This window comes from Croceimicrobium hydrocarbonivorans (assembly GCF_014524565.1).
Taxonomy (GTDB): domain Bacteria; phylum Bacteroidota; class Bacteroidia; order Flavobacteriales; family Schleiferiaceae; genus Croceimicrobium; species Croceimicrobium hydrocarbonivorans.
In genome coordinates this window covers 3,476,841-3,491,349 of the sequence record NZ_CP060139.1, presented here as the reverse complement: position 1 = coordinate 3,491,349, position 14,509 = coordinate 3,476,841, and the positions used below count along the sequence as shown (strand labels likewise).

The following is a 14,509-nucleotide window of genomic DNA, read 5'->3' as shown; positions in this document are numbered from 1 at the left end:
CTGTGAGGGTACTGTTATCAATTTTAGTTTTTGTTGGGATAAGTTATGCCCAAAATCTCCAGGCGCAAGCCCATTTTGTGGAGAACCGGGGACAATGGTCCGGAGACTTCAGCGCCAAGCTGGAACTCAAGCAAGGAGCGGTTTTCTTCAAATCCTCGGGCTACAAATTCCTGCTATACGAAGGCGACCCTCATCATGATCATCATCACCAAACTGGAAATCATCATCCTAAACGTGCTCTAGCCTTTGAAGCGGAATATATAGGCGCTAAAAAGAATAATCAATGGCAACCCAGCGGTGAATCAGCCTATCCTCGGAATTATATCCTGGGCAACGATCCTTCTAAATGGCAGAAAAACTTGGGTTCCTATCCCGAAAACCAATTGGAAGACATCCTGCCAGGTATCGACCTTAATTTTTACGAGCAAGCTCAATTTCTGAAATACGATTTGGAATTGGATGCCGAGGCAAATCCTAAAGATTTAAAAATCGTTTATAAGGGTTTGGAAGCCATTAGCATTCGAGAAGGTGCCCTGCATTTAAGCACTGCTTTTGGAGAAGTAATCGAACGCATTCCTTACAGTTATCAAATTATTAATGGTGAAAGAGTAGATGTTCAGGTAAGCTATGAGCTCCGCAATGATACGGTTGGCTTTAAGCTTAAAGGCTATAAGAAAGGCTATCCATTGGTTATTGATCCGGTTCTAGAGTTTGCCACTTTTTCTGGCTCAGGTGATCTCAATTTTGGAAACAGTGCCACTTATGGTGACAATGGTACCATGTACGGTGCCGGTGTAAATTTTGGAGCTAATTATCCTACGACCAATGGCGTATTCCAGGCAAGCTTTGCAGGCGACAGTATTTTCAATGTAGATGTTACTATCAGTAAATTTTCTGCCGATGGCCGACAATTGCTTTACGCCACTTATTTAGGAGGACGCGATATTGAAATTGTACATTCTCTAATTAGCGATGATCAAGGAAATCTGATCGTGTTGGGGAACACTGGCTCCACAGATTTCCCGGTAACTCCGAATACTTTTCAGGGCACCTTTGGTGGAGGGACTTTCCAAAGTTCTTTTGCCTTTAATGATTACAATCGCGGAACCGACATTTTCATCACCAAAATCAGTAAAGACGGAAGTAGTTTATTAGGCTCCACCTTCTGGGGAGGTTCCGGAAACGATGGCTTTAATAGAGATATTTACAAGAACTATGGCGACCACTATCGTGGTGAAGTAGTCCTGACCAATGATGGAAGCATTGTAGTTTTAAGTAGCACCTTTAGTATGGATGTTCCTTTAACTGGTGCCAATGCTCAAGATCGCAGTCAAAATTCGCAAGATGCCCTGTTAGGGGTTTTCTCCGCGGATTTACGAACCTTACAATGGGGGCGTTATGTTGGGGGGGTAAATGCTGATGCGGGTTATTCCGTTAAAACATTTAATGAAGTAATCTACATCTGTGGATCCACCACCGGATCTGATTTCCCAACGACTCCTAATGCCTATAAAAGCAATTATATTGGCGAGGACGAAGGCTTTGTGGCTAAATTCCAATCGGGTACCGGTAATATGGTTGCCAGTACCTTCTTTGGAACTCCTCTTGACGATCAAGCCTTTTTATTGGATATAGATTATAATGGGGATGTTTATATCGTTGGTCAAACCAAAGGATTCTTCCCTATTAGTGCTAATGTATATTCCAGTGCTGGTTCCCGTCAGTTTATGGCCAAACTAGACTCTTCCTTGAGCAATCTTAAATGGCAAACCATGATTGGTAGCGGGCAAAGCAAACAAGACTTGGTTCCCAGTGCCTTTATGGTGGATGAATGCTTGAATATTTATTTCTCCGGTTGGAATGGCGTTTCCAATTCGGTAGGTTTCCCAGCTCAGCAAAATGGAGATACCTACGGCCTGCCTGTAACTGCAGATGCCTTCCAGAATAATACCGATGGCAGTGATTTCTATTTTATGATTTTTGATCATAATGCCAGCAACCTACTTTACGGTAGTTATTTGGGCGGTAGAGATAATGAGCACGTGGATGGCGGTACCAGCCGGTTTAGTAAAGATGGTACCATTTATCAGGCCGTATGCTCTAATTGTAATAACAAAAGCTTCCCTACTACTCCTGGAGCATACTCTCAAAATTCTGGTTCTCCAGGCTGTAATTTGGCCGTATTTAAATTCAGCTTTAATCAAATCCTTGCTGCCGAAGCGCAGATTAGTTACTCCACTGCGGTTGATAGTCTTTGCGACGGTTTGATTGTAAACCTTTTGAATAATTCGAGCAATGCCACCAATTACAAATGGATTTTTGGCAATGGGGATTCTTCAACTGCTGTGAACCCTTCGGTTACTTATCAAGAATTAGGGAATTATACCATCCAGCTTATTGCTTACGATACGGTTTGCCAAATTACGGACACCGCCATTATCAATATTGAGCATGGTACCGCGCGTAAACCCATTACGGATTTCTTAACAACTTACACTGGCTGCGATCAAAATCTAGAAGCTAAATTCCAGAACCTTAGCATCATCGCAGACGCTTATCAATGGAATTTTGGCGACGGCTCCAGTTCAAATGAGCCTAATCCTCATCATATCTTCCCCAGTTTTGGCACCTATGAAATTGAGCTAATTGGTTACGATACCATTTGTATGCGTAGTGATACCACTTACCGAACCATCAGTTTTGTTGATAGCTCTGTAGCTCCGGTTGTTCAGGCCAGTATCAGCAGCTGTAGTAATGGTGAAGTAGATATTGCCTTAGATAATGATCGTGGTAATTTACTCTATCAATGGGAAACTGAAGGTCAATACTATGAAGGTCGTGCGCCCGGTATTCGATATCAGACCCCAGGTTCCAAGGAAATTTTCCTCACTGTAGTGGATACCCTTTGCTCTAAAACCTTCACGGAAGTATTCACTTTGGATGTTCGTGAAGTACGCAATGAAGTATTTGCACCCAATGCCTTTACTCCTAATGGAGATGGCTTAAATGATCAGTTTGAGATTTATGGTGATCCTTGTGAAACCGGTGCAAACCTCCGCATTTTCAATCGCTGGGGCTCATTAGTATACGAAACTGATGAACCTTACCAGAAATTCTGGGATGGCAATTTCAATGGCCAGCAAGCACCTTCCGGGGTCTATACCTATATCCTCCTAGAAGAGGATCAGAAGGTTACTGGCTTCGTAAGTTTAATTCGCTAAGCGTAAATCTGCTCAGACTCTACCTTAAATTCTTCAATAAAACTTCTGGCTGCTTGAATATCGTGATGTAAAATCCGATCCTCATCAATAAAGGGTACTTTCTCTCGGAAGGCACTTAGCAATGCACTCAGCTCCTCAGAGGTTTTTTCTTGGCGGAAATAGAAAGCTTGAGAAGCCGTCATCAACTCTATCGCTAATACAGTTTTCAAATTGTCTACCACCTTTTGCAGTTTAGTAGCCGCATTGGCTCCCATGCTTACATGATCTTCTTGACCATTAGAAGATACAATGCTATCAGCAGAGGCTGGAGTACATAATTGCTTGTTCTGACTCACCACGGAGGCTGCTGTGTATTGAGCAATCATTAAACCACTATTCAAACCGGGTTTGGCCACTAAAAATGCTGGTAAATCTCTTTGTCCGGAAATCAATAAGTAGGTTCTACGCTCGGAGATATTAGCCCATTCCGCCGTAGCTAAAGCCAAATGATCAAGGGCCAAGGCTAATGTTTGGCCGTGGAAATTACCACCACTGATGATTTTATCCTCATCAGGGAAAATGGTAGGATTATCGGTAACAGAATTCAATTCCGTTTCAAATACCTGTTCGGCATAGGCTAAGGCATCCTTACTAGCTCCATGTACCTGTGGGATGCAGCGGAAAGAATAAGGATCCTGCACATGAACCTTTTTCCGACTAATCATCTCACTGCCTTCTAATACAGCACGAATTTGAGCAGCGGTATCTCTTTGTCCTTTATGAGGACGGGCGGCATGGATTAAATCATCAAAAGGTTCTGGGCGACCGTCGAATGCCTCTAATGACAAGGCTGCAATACGATCGGCCAAATAGGCCAGCTTGCGTAATTCGAAGCTCGCCATAATACCTAAAGACAGCATGAACTGAGTACCATTTAAAAGGGCGATTCCTTCTTTGGAGCGCAGGTCGACTGCCGGTCTTTCAAATCGAGCTAAAACTTCTGAGGAGTCGCGGTATTCACCTTGATAATGTACTCTTCCCTCCCCCATTAAGGCCAGACTTAAATGAGCTAAGGGAGCTAAATCGCCTGAAGCACCCAATGAACCTTGTTCGAATACTTCGGGAATGATTTCATTATTGTAAAAAAACAGCAATTGCTCAATGGTAGAAGGGCTCACACCACTAAGGCCATAAGACAAGCCACGAGCCTTTAGGAGGAGCATTAATTTCACATAAGAGGGTGCAATCCTCTCACCACTTCCACAGGCATGAGAGCGAACCAGGTTCAGTTGCAGTCTTTTTAAATCTTTACCCTCAATGGCCACATTACAAAGTGAGCCAAAACCGGTATTAATGCCATAAACCGGATTCTCTTCCCTTTCAATTTTCTGGTCCAGGTAATTTCTACAATATTCTACCTTTTGTCGTGCTTCCTCACTTAATTCTACATCATGTGAAGCATGAAATAAACGATGAAGTTCGGAGAGGCTTAAATGCGCCGCGCTGATTTTGAAAGTTGAATTAGTGCTTGGCATGTTTGTTATTTTGAGAGGTATTAAAAGCTTCTAATAGTTCGATGGCTCCAAGTTTTCGCTGGCTTCCCTCTTGCATATCCTTAAGAGTAAATAAGCCTTCTTCCATTTCTTGAGAACCTATCAATAGTACATAGCGGATGCCTTTTTTATTGGCATAGTCCAACTGCTTTTTCATTTTCACCGCATCCGGATAGAGCTCCGTTTTCAGGCCTAGCTCCCGCAGCTGCGCAGCTAATTTATTGGCAAAGAGAGCTTCTTTATCACCAAAGTTCACCATCAACATATCGGTTCCGGAATGGGTCATAGCCGGAAAAAGGCCTTTTTCTTCCAGCGCTAATTGAATGCGATCCAATCCAAAGGAAATCCCGATTCCTGGTAAATCTTTTAATCCGAAGATTCCGGTAAGGTCATCATAACGGCCACCGCCGCCAATTGAGCCTAATTCAAGGTCCACCGCTTTCACTTCGAAAATTGCACCGGTATAATAATCCAGGCCTCGAGCCAGAGTAAAGTCTAAATCCAAAACATCTTCCTGCCCCAGCTCAGAACAAGCATCAATCACAAATCTGATTTCCTCTAAACCTGCCTTGCCAGAGGTGGTTTCAGATATTTCAGCTTCCAATTGACTCAATACTTCGGTATTGCTACCGCTTAATCCAGCCACGAAAGCCAAGGCATCCAAGGCCCCTTGGGCTAAGCCACGTTCGCTCATTTCTTTTTGAACGCCTGCCAAACCTACCTTATCCAACTTATCCAAAGCCACGGTAAAAGCCTGGAAGTCATTTTCAACGCCAAACTTTTCGGTTAAGCCCTGTAATACCTTACGGTGGTTCATCTTAACCCGAATGGGCAATCCCAAATCTGAAAAGACCTGCTTATAGATTCCGATAAAATCAACTTCTTGCCACAGCGAGGAAGAGCCAACTACATCGGCATCGCATTGATAAAATTCGCGGTATCGTCCTTTTGATGGACGGTCAGCGCGCCAAACTGGCTGAATTTGATAACGTTTAAATGGGAAGTGCAAGGCATTGTGATTTTGCACCACAAATCGAGCAAAGGGAACCGTTAAATCATAACGTAAGGCCTCTTCTAAATTATGATTCAATTTTTCACGTGCTTCCTGAGCATCACCCTCACGGAAGGCTTTCTCGAATTTATCTCCCCTTGGAAGAACTTTGAAAATTAATCGATCTCCTTCCTCACCATATTTACCGGTAAGGGTTTCCAACTTTTCCAGGGCAGGAGTTTCGATAGGCAAAAAGCCGTATTTCCGAAAGGTAGTCTTTAAAATTTCCAGGATATACTCTCGCTGAACCATCACTTCTGGAAGAAGATCACGGGTACCACGAGGGTTGGATGCTTTAGAGGCCATAACTAAAATTTGCCGCAAAATTAGCCAATTATTCGGGCCTCATGCCTGAGGAATCCGGCAAGCTTCGCGGATTTCCCTTACTTCATCCTTATCCCAAAAGAAATACCAGCTTAAGCTATTGTCTTTGAAATGATCAAAGGGATGAGTATCAAAATGGTAGCAGCTAGCTAAGCCCTCAATTCCGAATTTCTGGTAAATCAAATAGGCCATGCAACGGGCCTCCACCTTTTTAATAAGATTCGGCTCCTCCTCCATTTTATTATAAGAATATTGAAGAATGGCCTCGCTCGCTAAATCGATATAGCGATTAAAAGTATGGCTAGCCACTGAATAAGTATTTAAATCGTGAAAGTAGGGATCATCTTTACGATACCGCAATACGAATTGATCACCAATTTTTAGAGGCATACCATTCGCTGCGTACATCTTAATGCCACTGCCTTTTACATAGGCGCGCTCCTCATATACCTCATCCCCTACTACAAACTGATATACCACGCGATGATTCTCGATTCCCACCACCTTCGCCATCGTTTGTGCCGGATTACTATCAATTTCATAATCAATAATCCAGAAATAAGACTTGTAAGAGAAAAAGGCCAGTACCACAATACCAATTAGGGAATAAACGGCGAGGCTATAGGCTCTGTTTTGATCTTCAATCTTCTTTGCTCGCACTCTGGCCGCCCTTTCAAAGGCTTTTTGCTTTGCCTTTTCCTCTGCCGCAGCCTTCAATAACTCATAAAAACGCAATAGCTCCTCCGGGCTCATTTCCCGTCTACTCGATCGTGACTTAATATGCGACCGAATCATTTCATAAGCTTCCACTATCTTTTTGAAATGCTCTTCGTTCCCACTCTGCAAATCAGGGTGGTACTTAAGCGCCAATCGGCGATAAGCTTTTTTCACTTCCTGCAGATCGGCATCAGGACTTAAACCAAGAATCTTAAAATAATTCTCCAAGGAAATAGCGGTTCTCGAAATACTAAAGGGGCTAATTTGAACGCTAAATGTATAAATAAGGTACTATGAGAAGATGGATTTTTCTGAGCTTTTTGTGGCTGCCTGTTCTAGTACAGGCGCAATACTACAGTCTGGGAGTAAATTCGGGTGCTTCCTTTTTTAGAGGTGAAACAACGGCCGAAGGACAATTACTAAGTGAACCGGGCATTCACCTGGCCGCAGTGTATAATAAGTGGATTCCTCTTGATGAACGTTGGCAGATCAGTGGCATTTTGGATATCAATGCCATGAATTCTCGCATTAAAACTGGCGAAGGCAGTTTACCGGAGCTGCAGGCCTACTCCTTTATTCTGAGTCCAATGGTCGGTATCCGCTATTACTTTGATCGCGACTTAAAGGACTATGTACCGGAAAAATATCAAGATGCTTTTTTTCTGGCCTTGTATGCGGGAATAAGTATGAACAAGAACCAATATCAAATCCCGAATGAATTTACCACGGAGAATCCCTATTACTCCAGTGATTGGGGCCTATCCTTCAGTAATATGATTCAAGGGGGCTATCGTATATTCTTGAATTCGCATTGGAGTGTGGAAGCCCAGGCATCATTAAAATATGGTACCAGTGATAATTGGGATGCCTTTAATGGTACCACCAATTTGAAAGATTGGATATTCACCACAGGATTAGGGCTTTCCTATGCTTTTGATTTCTGGCGATAATTCCTGAAAAAATAATGCTCCTTTACAGCCGGGATAGTCGGGTAATTCCTAATTTGAGCTAAAATTTTAAAAATGGCTCAATACATTATTTTGGTCGTTGTCGGCCTGATTCTTCTAATCTTCGGTCTATTCATTGTGAAGCAACAGCAAGTAGCTATTGTTGAACGTTTTGGAAAGTTTATCGGAATTCGCAAACCTGGTTTACATGTTCTCATCCCAATGGTCGATCGGGTATCTGGTCGCATGAGCTTAAGAATCCAACAGCTTGATGTAATTGTAGAAACCAAGACTAAAGATGATGTTTTCGTGCAAATGAAAGTATCGGTGCAGTTCGTGGTTTTAGAAGATGCAGTTTATGATGCCTTCTACAAATTGGATAATCCGCATGAGCAAATTCGCAGTTATGTATTTGATACCGTGCGTGCCGAGGTCCCCAAACTTCGTTTGGATGATGTTTTCGAGAAAAAAGACGATATCGCCATTGCCATCCGTCGTGAATTGGAAGAAGCAATGAATACCTATGGCTATGGAATTATTAAAGCTCTGGTTACCGATATTGATCCAGATGATGCTGTAAAAAGTGCAATGAACCGCATTAATGCCGCGGAACGCCAGAAAACAGCCGCCGAATACGAAGGTGAAGCGGAAAGAATTCGCATCGTAGCTAAGGCTACTGCGGAGGCAGAAAGCAAGCGTTTACAAGGTCAAGGTATTGCCGATCAACGTCGCGAAATTGCCAAAGGTTTGGAAGAATCCGTAGAGGTTTTAAATCAGGTAGGAATTAATTCTCAGGAAGCTTCTGCTCTGATTGTTATTACCCAACATTATGATACGCTGCATGCCGTGAGTGAAGGAACTAATAGTAATTTAATCCTATTACCAAATAGTCCAAATGCTGCGAGTAATATGTTAAATGATTTAGTTTCATCCTTTGCCGTTGGGAATAAAGTGGCGGAGATGAATCAAAACATTAAACCAGAATAAGACAAGCTATCGATCAGAGCATCACCGCCTGATCAATAATCAGTGATTAAAAGTTTAGATGGGGAATCTCTTCTGTAGTGGGGGAAATTCCCCTTTCTTATTTTTTTTCATAAGTATATAAGGGGAAGACTAAGACGAATGCATTAGATTTGTCAAAGGAGGGAATAAACACAGATTCGATGAAAAATACCTTTTTAAAGATTCTTGGCTTAGTTTGTCTAAGTACCTACCTATTGCAAGCCCAGAACATGGTTAATTACAACCTAAATGGCATGGTGGTTCAGGGTGAAGCCTCTGGAGGTAGTGTAGTAAGTGATGATATTGCTTTGGGCTTCGGACTGGGCTATGATTTCCCCTTCGCCAATCCCCGATTTGAATTTGCAGTTAAACTGGATTATTTGTGGATTAACCTTGATTATATCGCGGATGAAAATCCCACGAATATCTCGATAATGCGAGGTACCATGAACCAATTTTCAGCAAGTGGTGGCCTTAACATTTACTTGAATAATAGTCATAATGTGGCAAATTTATACCAGCCTTTTCGCCCCTATATGCAAATCCTAACGGGTATAATTGCCCAATCTAACTCCTTAGAAACTTCAGGTAATTTTAATTTCCCCAGTGTAGATGGTTTTCTTATCCTTCCGGTGGTAGAACTTGGTGGTGGTGCGAAAGTCCGAATTAACCCTCAATGGTCCCTAAATTTTAATATCGGTTTTAGAACTACCTTTTCTGATGATATTGATGGCTTGATTGGTTCTACAGCCAGTCCCGATATTATGGGGATTTTACGCATGGGGGTTTCCAAAAGGCTATAATTCTGTTCTCTAAAAACAGCGAGATATAGGTCACCCATAGCTTTCCATTTAGGCACTTACCTTTGCCTCAAAGTTCCACCTTGAAAAAACAAATCGGTACTCCCTTATTCCTGATCCTACTCATTTTGAGTTTAAGTCCTTGGATTGGACCTCCCTTAGCCATGGTACTCGGCTTCCTGTATCAGTTAATATTCCCCAATCCTTTAGGAGCCAAAAATAAAGATGCTATAAACTGGTCCTTAAAATCGGCGGTAGTAGGTTTAGGCTTTGGCATCAATGCCAATCAGGCCTTAGCCAGCAGCAGTGAAGGTTTAGTACTTACCATTTTCAGCATTGCTAGCACCTTGCTTTTAGGTTGGATCTTAGGCAAAGCCCTCAAGCTCAATTTCACCAGTAGTTATCTCTTATCCAGTGGTACAGCTATTTGCGGCGGTAGCGCCATTGCGGCGATGTCACCCATTCTTAAGGCCGAGGAAAAGGATATCAGCATGGCTTTAGGCACTGTATTCCTCTTAAACTCTGTGGCTCTATTAATTTTTCCCAGCATTGGAACATGGTTAAACCTTAGTCAAGTTGATTTTGGTACCTGGGCCGCAATTGCAATTCATGATACCAGTTCAGTAGTAGGAGCTGCTGCCGCTTACGGTGAAGAAGCTCTGGAAATTGCCACCACTATTAAATTAGTACGCGCGCTCTGGATCATTCCCTTGGCCTTAATTACCAGCCTCTTCCTTCGTAAAGGAGGGAAAATAAAATTCCCTTATTTCATTTTGCTATTCTTAGCCGCAATGCTCTTAAACACTTTTGTTGGCTTACCACAAGAATTAAGTGGTGGTATCAGCATGATTGCCCGTCGTATCCTCACCGCCACCCTTTTCCTGGTTGGGGCCGGTATTTCTATCGAAAAGATCAAGTCTGCGGGCTGGCGAGCACTATTACTGGGCTTATTACTCTGGCTTTTTATAGGTATCGGCAGCCTCACTGCCATCCTCTATATTTAAAATAGCAAGGGCTTCCAGCCGAAAAGCAATTGTAATAAAAGCGTAAACAAAGCCAGCATAGGGTAAATCCATTTCCGCACCTGACCTTTCAATCGCTCGGCATTATGCCGAATTCCCAGCATATCGAAAATGACAGAATAGAAGGTTGCATTATTCTGGTCTTCTAAGCCGTGACTTTTATTGAGCAGGCATCGACCAAAAACCCAAAATTGGATTTGGACGATTGCATAGGCGCTAATCATTAAATACCAAGAAAAAAGAAAAGGCCCTATCCAGGCTAAAAGAGTAATAAAAACATGAAACCAAAAGGCCAAGTTTAAATCCGAATTGTATTTGCGATCTGAACTATTGATAGTGCAAACTTAAGCAGGAGAATTTTCTTCCGATTTGAACTGCATCTGATACAGACGAGCATAGTATCCACCTTTATCCAACAATTCTTGATGCTTGCCTTCTTCCACTACTCTTCCCTTATCCATCACCAAAATCTTATCCGCGGCTTTAATAGTTGCCAAACGGTGCGCAATCACAACTGAAGTTCTTCCCTTGGTGATTTTTTCAATGGCTTTTTGAATCAGGTTCTCACTTTGGGTATCAATGGAACTGGTAGCTTCATCCAAAATCAATACGGAAGGATTTGAAACATAAGCCCTTAAAAAAGAAAGCAGCTGACGTTGACCTACCGAAAGCATATTGCCACGCTCCTGTACATCGTAGTCATATTGATCAGGTAAAGTTTCAATAAAGTCGCTTACCCCAATGAATTCGGCAGCAGCCGTAACCTCTTCATGTGAGATATCTTTATTGAGGGTAATATTATTGCGTATGCTATCACTAAAGAGGAAAACATCTTGCAGTACCACGGCTAAATGCTCACGTAGGCTGCTCAATTTCACCTTACGGATATCTACTCCATCTAAGAGAATTTCACCAGACCAGATTTCATAAAAGCGCCCGAGCAGGTTTATCAAGGTTGATTTTCCAGCACCGGTTGCTCCTACTATGGCCAGCATTTTACCGGGCTCGGCTTTAAAGCTTAAATCTTTGATGATGGGCTCGCCCTCCTTATAACCAAAGGTGACATTCCGAAATTCGATTTCGCCTTTTACCTCCGATAATTCCAATTCGCCCTTATCCTCAATTCGATCTTTGGTGTCCAATATTTTGAATACCCTTTCACTACTTACCATACCCATTTGCAGAGTATTAAAGCGATCCGCTAACTGACGTAAGGGACGGAAGAGCATATTCACAAAAATGATGATGGCCGTGATTTCACCTAAGGTGATTTCCCGAATTAAGGAACTGGTATCCCAATTAAAGCTATCGTACATCCAAATCTGTAAACTGTGCTTCGCCGATAAACTGGCCGCTTCTAAGCCTCCATACCAAACCACAAGTCCAATACTGATGGCACTCATAATTTCAATTACCGGTAAGAAAATGGAGAAATACCAAATGGAACGAATATTAGCCTCCCGATGCTTGGCATTTATTTCCTTAAAGCGATTAAGCTCAGCTTTCTCGCGGTTAAAGATCTGCACCACATTCATCCCACTAATATGCTCTTGCACAAAGGCATTGAGTTCGGCCACCTGGGTGCGTACATCCTGGAAAGCAGATTTAATCTTCAATTGAAACAATCGAGTAGCGTAGTATAAAACCGGAACCACCGAAAGGGAGATTAAAACCAAACGGTAATCGAAGAAATAGAACATGGCACTTACCATAACCAGGATCTTAAGCAGATCCCCAAAGATTACCAGAATGCCCTGAGCAAAAATATCGGCAATGGTTTCAATATCGCTAACTGCACGGGTAACCAGAGTACCGATGGGAGTTTGGTCGAAATACTTCAGCTTGAAGGAAAGAATATGTTCAAAAAGCTGTACGCGCAAATCGCGAATAATACTCTGCCCTAAATAGTTAGCCCCGAATATAAATAGGAACTGTACCAATGCTTCCATCACCAATAAAACAGTGAGGATGAGCATATAATTCGTTAAGCCTTGCAAATTGCCTTCACTGATGAAGTTATCGATCACATATTGGATCAATATTGGACGCGTGGTAGAAAGGGCACTTAATACCAAGGTGAGCACAAAAGATCCGTAAAACACGAAACGATAGGGCTTCGCGTACTTTAGGATTTTTGCTAAAAGATGTAAGTCAAATGCTTTACCGCTAACGCTTTTAGCCATTTAAGAAAATATCGTTTGGGTATAAAACCCGGGTTAAATATAAGCCTTGAGCCGGAGCCGATTCACCCGCCAAGCGGCGATCTTTGGCGGCGATCATATCTACAAATTCCGCCTCGGTCATACGGCCCTTCCCTACCTCCAGCAAGCTTCCAACGATGGCCCGCACCATATTGCGTAAAAATCGATCGGCTCGAACATGGAAAATCCACAGCTCTCCGCGCTGCTCCCAATAGGCTTCGCGAAGCTCGCAAATATTCGTTTTAGTTTGGGTTTTCGATTTGGAAAAGGAACTGAAATCGCCTTTAAATATTAATCGTTTTGCGGCCGATTGCATAGCCTCGAAATCCAATGGGATAAATATGGGGCTGGCCAAATCTCCTGAAAAAGGACTGCGCTTGCGCTGGATATGGTATTCATAGGCCCTTTCGGTCGCATCGAAGCGTGCATGTGCATCATCCTTTACCGGCAAAATTGCCTCGATAACCACATCAGGCGACAGCATCTTATTAAGGCCATTGAGTAATTTACCTTCATCCGCAATGGGCTGGTCCCAATCAAAATGGGCATACATTTCTCGTGCATGCACACCCGTATCAGTTCGTCCTGCCCCCACAATATTTATAGGGTGACCTAAAATCAAAGAAAGTTTCTGATTTATAAGTTCCTGTACGCTAATCGCATTAGGCTGAATTTGCCATCCGTGAAAGGCGGTGCCGCGGTACGCTAATTTTAAAAAATATCGCAAAGGCCGTTTCTTTGTGGCAAAGGTATTAATCGGTACGCGAAGCATGGTGCAGATAAGTTTATTAAGCGATAGTCATTCACATATTGATGCCGCCATCCTCAAGCATATAAAGGGTAGCGATGAAATATGGCATGCCGGGGATATAGGTGATTTGAAAACCGCTCAAAAACTTCAGGCTATCGCTCCCCTCAGGGCGGTATATGGTAATATCGATGGCCAGGAATTGCGCCAAGAATTCCCTTTAAACAATAGCTTTGAAATAGAAGGTCTTAAGGTATTGATGACCCACATCGCAGGCTATCCGAATAAATACAATAGCCGAGCGAAAAAGCTTTTAAGCGAACTAAATCCTGATCTATTTATCTGCGGACACAGCCATATCCTTAAGGTGATGCGCGATCCCCAATTCGGGCACATGCACATGAATCCTGGTGCCGTTGGTTTGCAAGGCTTTCATCAAGTAAGGACCCTCCTGCAATTTAAAATTGAAAAGGGCAAAATTTCGGATTTGGCCGTAGCGGAATGGCCACGATGGCCTAAGAACTAACGGAAACGATCGGCCGCTTGCACTTTATACTCATCCTTCATTACCGCCCGGTTGGCCATCGAAAGTAAGATGATCGCCAAGAGTGGTAAAAACACTCCAATGCCTAAGCGATCCGATGCGGCCTGATACACCTCGTACCAGTGGTATAACATAAAACCGAATACGGTAAAGGAAATTAAAATTGCCAGGCGACCTAAAACTACCTGATTGCGACGCTTCTTGTAAGAGAATAATGCGCCTAGCGACAAGCCGGCCACGGCTAAAAACAAGCTCAAGAAGATAAAATCATCATGGAGCATAACTGGTCCATTATCACCAGCAAAAAAGGAAACCATAAAGGATAGACCACCACTCACCAGAGCGGCTCCTAAAAAATAAAGCGATTGAATGCGCTGAATCATCGAATTGGATTTGG

Annotated in this window: 13 protein-coding genes; 6 read left to right on the top strand and 7 right to left on the bottom strand. The window is 42.8% G+C overall.

From position 1 onward, the window contains the following. The first annotated feature begins 2 nt into the window (after positions 1-2). The gene (locus H4K34_RS15635; protein ID WP_210758323.1) at positions 3-3,221 is read left to right on the top strand and encodes a DUF7948 domain-containing protein; all 3,219 of its coding nucleotides are present in this window, start codon (positions 3-5) and stop codon (positions 3,219-3,221) included. On the opposite strand, the gene hutH is transcribed toward H4K34_RS15635, so the two are convergent. From hutH to H4K34_RS15620, 3 genes are read right to left on the bottom strand one after another with little or no spacing between them, the layout of a single operon-like run. Beyond that, positions 3,218-4,735 carry a histidine ammonia-lyase gene (hutH, locus tag H4K34_RS15630; protein ID WP_210758322.1) on the bottom strand — a complete coding sequence of 506 codons (1,518 nt, stop codon included), beginning with the start codon at positions 4,733-4,735 and terminating at the stop codon, positions 3,218-3,220. The two genes, H4K34_RS15635 and hutH, sit on opposite strands and share 4 nt — an antisense overlap. Next, positions 4,722-6,110 carry a histidine--tRNA ligase gene (gene hisS, locus H4K34_RS15625; RefSeq protein WP_210758321.1) on the bottom strand — a complete coding sequence of 463 codons (1,389 nt, stop codon included), beginning with the start codon at positions 6,108-6,110 and terminating at the stop codon, positions 4,722-4,724. The genes hutH and hisS overlap by 14 nt, the downstream gene beginning before the upstream one ends. Before the next feature lie 39 nt (positions 6,111-6,149). Beyond that, the gene (locus H4K34_RS15620; protein WP_210758320.1) at positions 6,150-7,073 is read right to left on the bottom strand and encodes a J domain-containing protein; all 924 of its coding nucleotides are present in this window, start codon (positions 7,071-7,073) and stop codon (positions 6,150-6,152) included. A 65-nt stretch (positions 7,074-7,138) separates the two neighbouring features. Between H4K34_RS15620 and H4K34_RS15615 the strand changes: the two genes are divergently transcribed. The 4 genes from H4K34_RS15615 (at position 7,139) to H4K34_RS15600 (ending at position 10,601) form a co-directional block, all read left to right on the top strand. Continuing rightward, positions 7,139-7,795, top strand: coding sequence for a DUF3575 domain-containing protein (locus H4K34_RS15615; RefSeq protein ID WP_210758319.1), 657 nt, complete (start codon positions 7,139-7,141; stop codon positions 7,793-7,795). Between the two features lie 72 nt (positions 7,796-7,867). Next, on the top strand, positions 7,868-8,779 hold the full coding sequence (locus H4K34_RS15610; protein WP_210758318.1) for an SPFH domain-containing protein: 912 nt from the start codon (positions 7,868-7,870) through the stop codon (positions 8,777-8,779). Positions 8,780-8,958: 179 nt separating this feature from the next. Then, a complete protein-coding gene (locus H4K34_RS15605) occupies positions 8,959-9,600 on the top strand; it encodes an autotransporter domain-containing protein (protein WP_210758317.1) in 642 nt (213 codons plus the stop codon). 80 nt (positions 9,601-9,680) lie between these two features. Then, positions 9,681-10,601, top strand: a complete 921-nt coding sequence (locus tag H4K34_RS15600) for a YeiH family protein (protein ID WP_246452137.1) — start codon at positions 9,681-9,683, stop codon at positions 10,599-10,601. On the opposite strand, the gene H4K34_RS15595 is transcribed toward H4K34_RS15600, so the two are convergent. From H4K34_RS15595 to truA, 3 genes are read right to left on the bottom strand one after another with little or no spacing between them, the layout of a single operon-like run. After that, a complete protein-coding gene (locus H4K34_RS15595) occupies positions 10,598-10,915 on the bottom strand; it encodes a hypothetical protein (protein ID WP_210758316.1) in 318 nt (105 codons plus the stop codon). The genes H4K34_RS15600 and H4K34_RS15595 overlap by 4 nt on opposite strands. A gap of 48 nt (positions 10,916-10,963) precedes the next feature. After that, the gene (locus tag H4K34_RS15590; RefSeq protein ID WP_210758315.1) at positions 10,964-12,802 is read right to left on the bottom strand and encodes an ABC transporter ATP-binding protein; all 1,839 of its coding nucleotides are present in this window, start codon (positions 12,800-12,802) and stop codon (positions 10,964-10,966) included. Next, positions 12,795-13,547, bottom strand: a complete 753-nt coding sequence (gene truA, locus H4K34_RS15585; protein ID WP_210758314.1) for a tRNA pseudouridine(38-40) synthase TruA — start codon at positions 13,545-13,547, stop codon at positions 12,795-12,797. Before truA ends, H4K34_RS15590 begins: the two co-directional genes overlap by 8 nt. Positions 13,548-13,560: 13 nt before the next feature. Between truA and H4K34_RS15580 the strand changes: the two genes are divergently transcribed. Then, positions 13,561-14,094 carry a metallophosphoesterase family protein gene (locus H4K34_RS15580; protein WP_322107632.1) on the top strand — a complete coding sequence of 178 codons (534 nt, stop codon included), beginning with the start codon at positions 13,561-13,563 and terminating at the stop codon, positions 14,092-14,094. Here the strand turns inward: H4K34_RS15580 and H4K34_RS15575 are convergent. Next, positions 14,091-14,495, bottom strand: a complete 405-nt coding sequence (locus H4K34_RS15575) for a DUF4293 domain-containing protein (protein WP_210758313.1) — start codon at positions 14,493-14,495, stop codon at positions 14,091-14,093. The two genes, H4K34_RS15580 and H4K34_RS15575, sit on opposite strands and share 4 nt — an antisense overlap. Between the last annotated feature and the right edge of the window lie 14 nt (positions 14,496-14,509).

Coding starts and splice junctions, on each gene's coding strand:
- hutH (WP_210758322.1), bottom strand. CDS start 4,735: ATGCCAAGCACTAATTCAACTTTCAAAATCAGCGCGGCGCATTTAAGC.
- hisS (WP_210758321.1), bottom strand. CDS start 6,110: ATGGCCTCTAAAGCATCCAACCCTCGTGGTACCCGTGATCTTCTTCCA.
- H4K34_RS15615 (WP_210758319.1), top strand. CDS start 7,139: ATGAGAAGATGGATTTTTCTGAGCTTTTTGTGGCTGCCTGTTCTAGTA.
- H4K34_RS15610 (WP_210758318.1), top strand. CDS start 7,868: ATGGCTCAATACATTATTTTGGTCGTTGTCGGCCTGATTCTTCTAATC.
- H4K34_RS15605 (WP_210758317.1), top strand. CDS start 8,959: ATGAAAAATACCTTTTTAAAGATTCTTGGCTTAGTTTGTCTAAGTACC.
- H4K34_RS15590 (WP_210758315.1), bottom strand. CDS start 12,802: ATGGCTAAAAGCGTTAGCGGTAAAGCATTTGACTTACATCTTTTAGCA.
- H4K34_RS15575 (WP_210758313.1), bottom strand. CDS start 14,495: ATGATTCAGCGCATTCAATCGCTTTATTTTTTAGGAGCCGCTCTGGTG.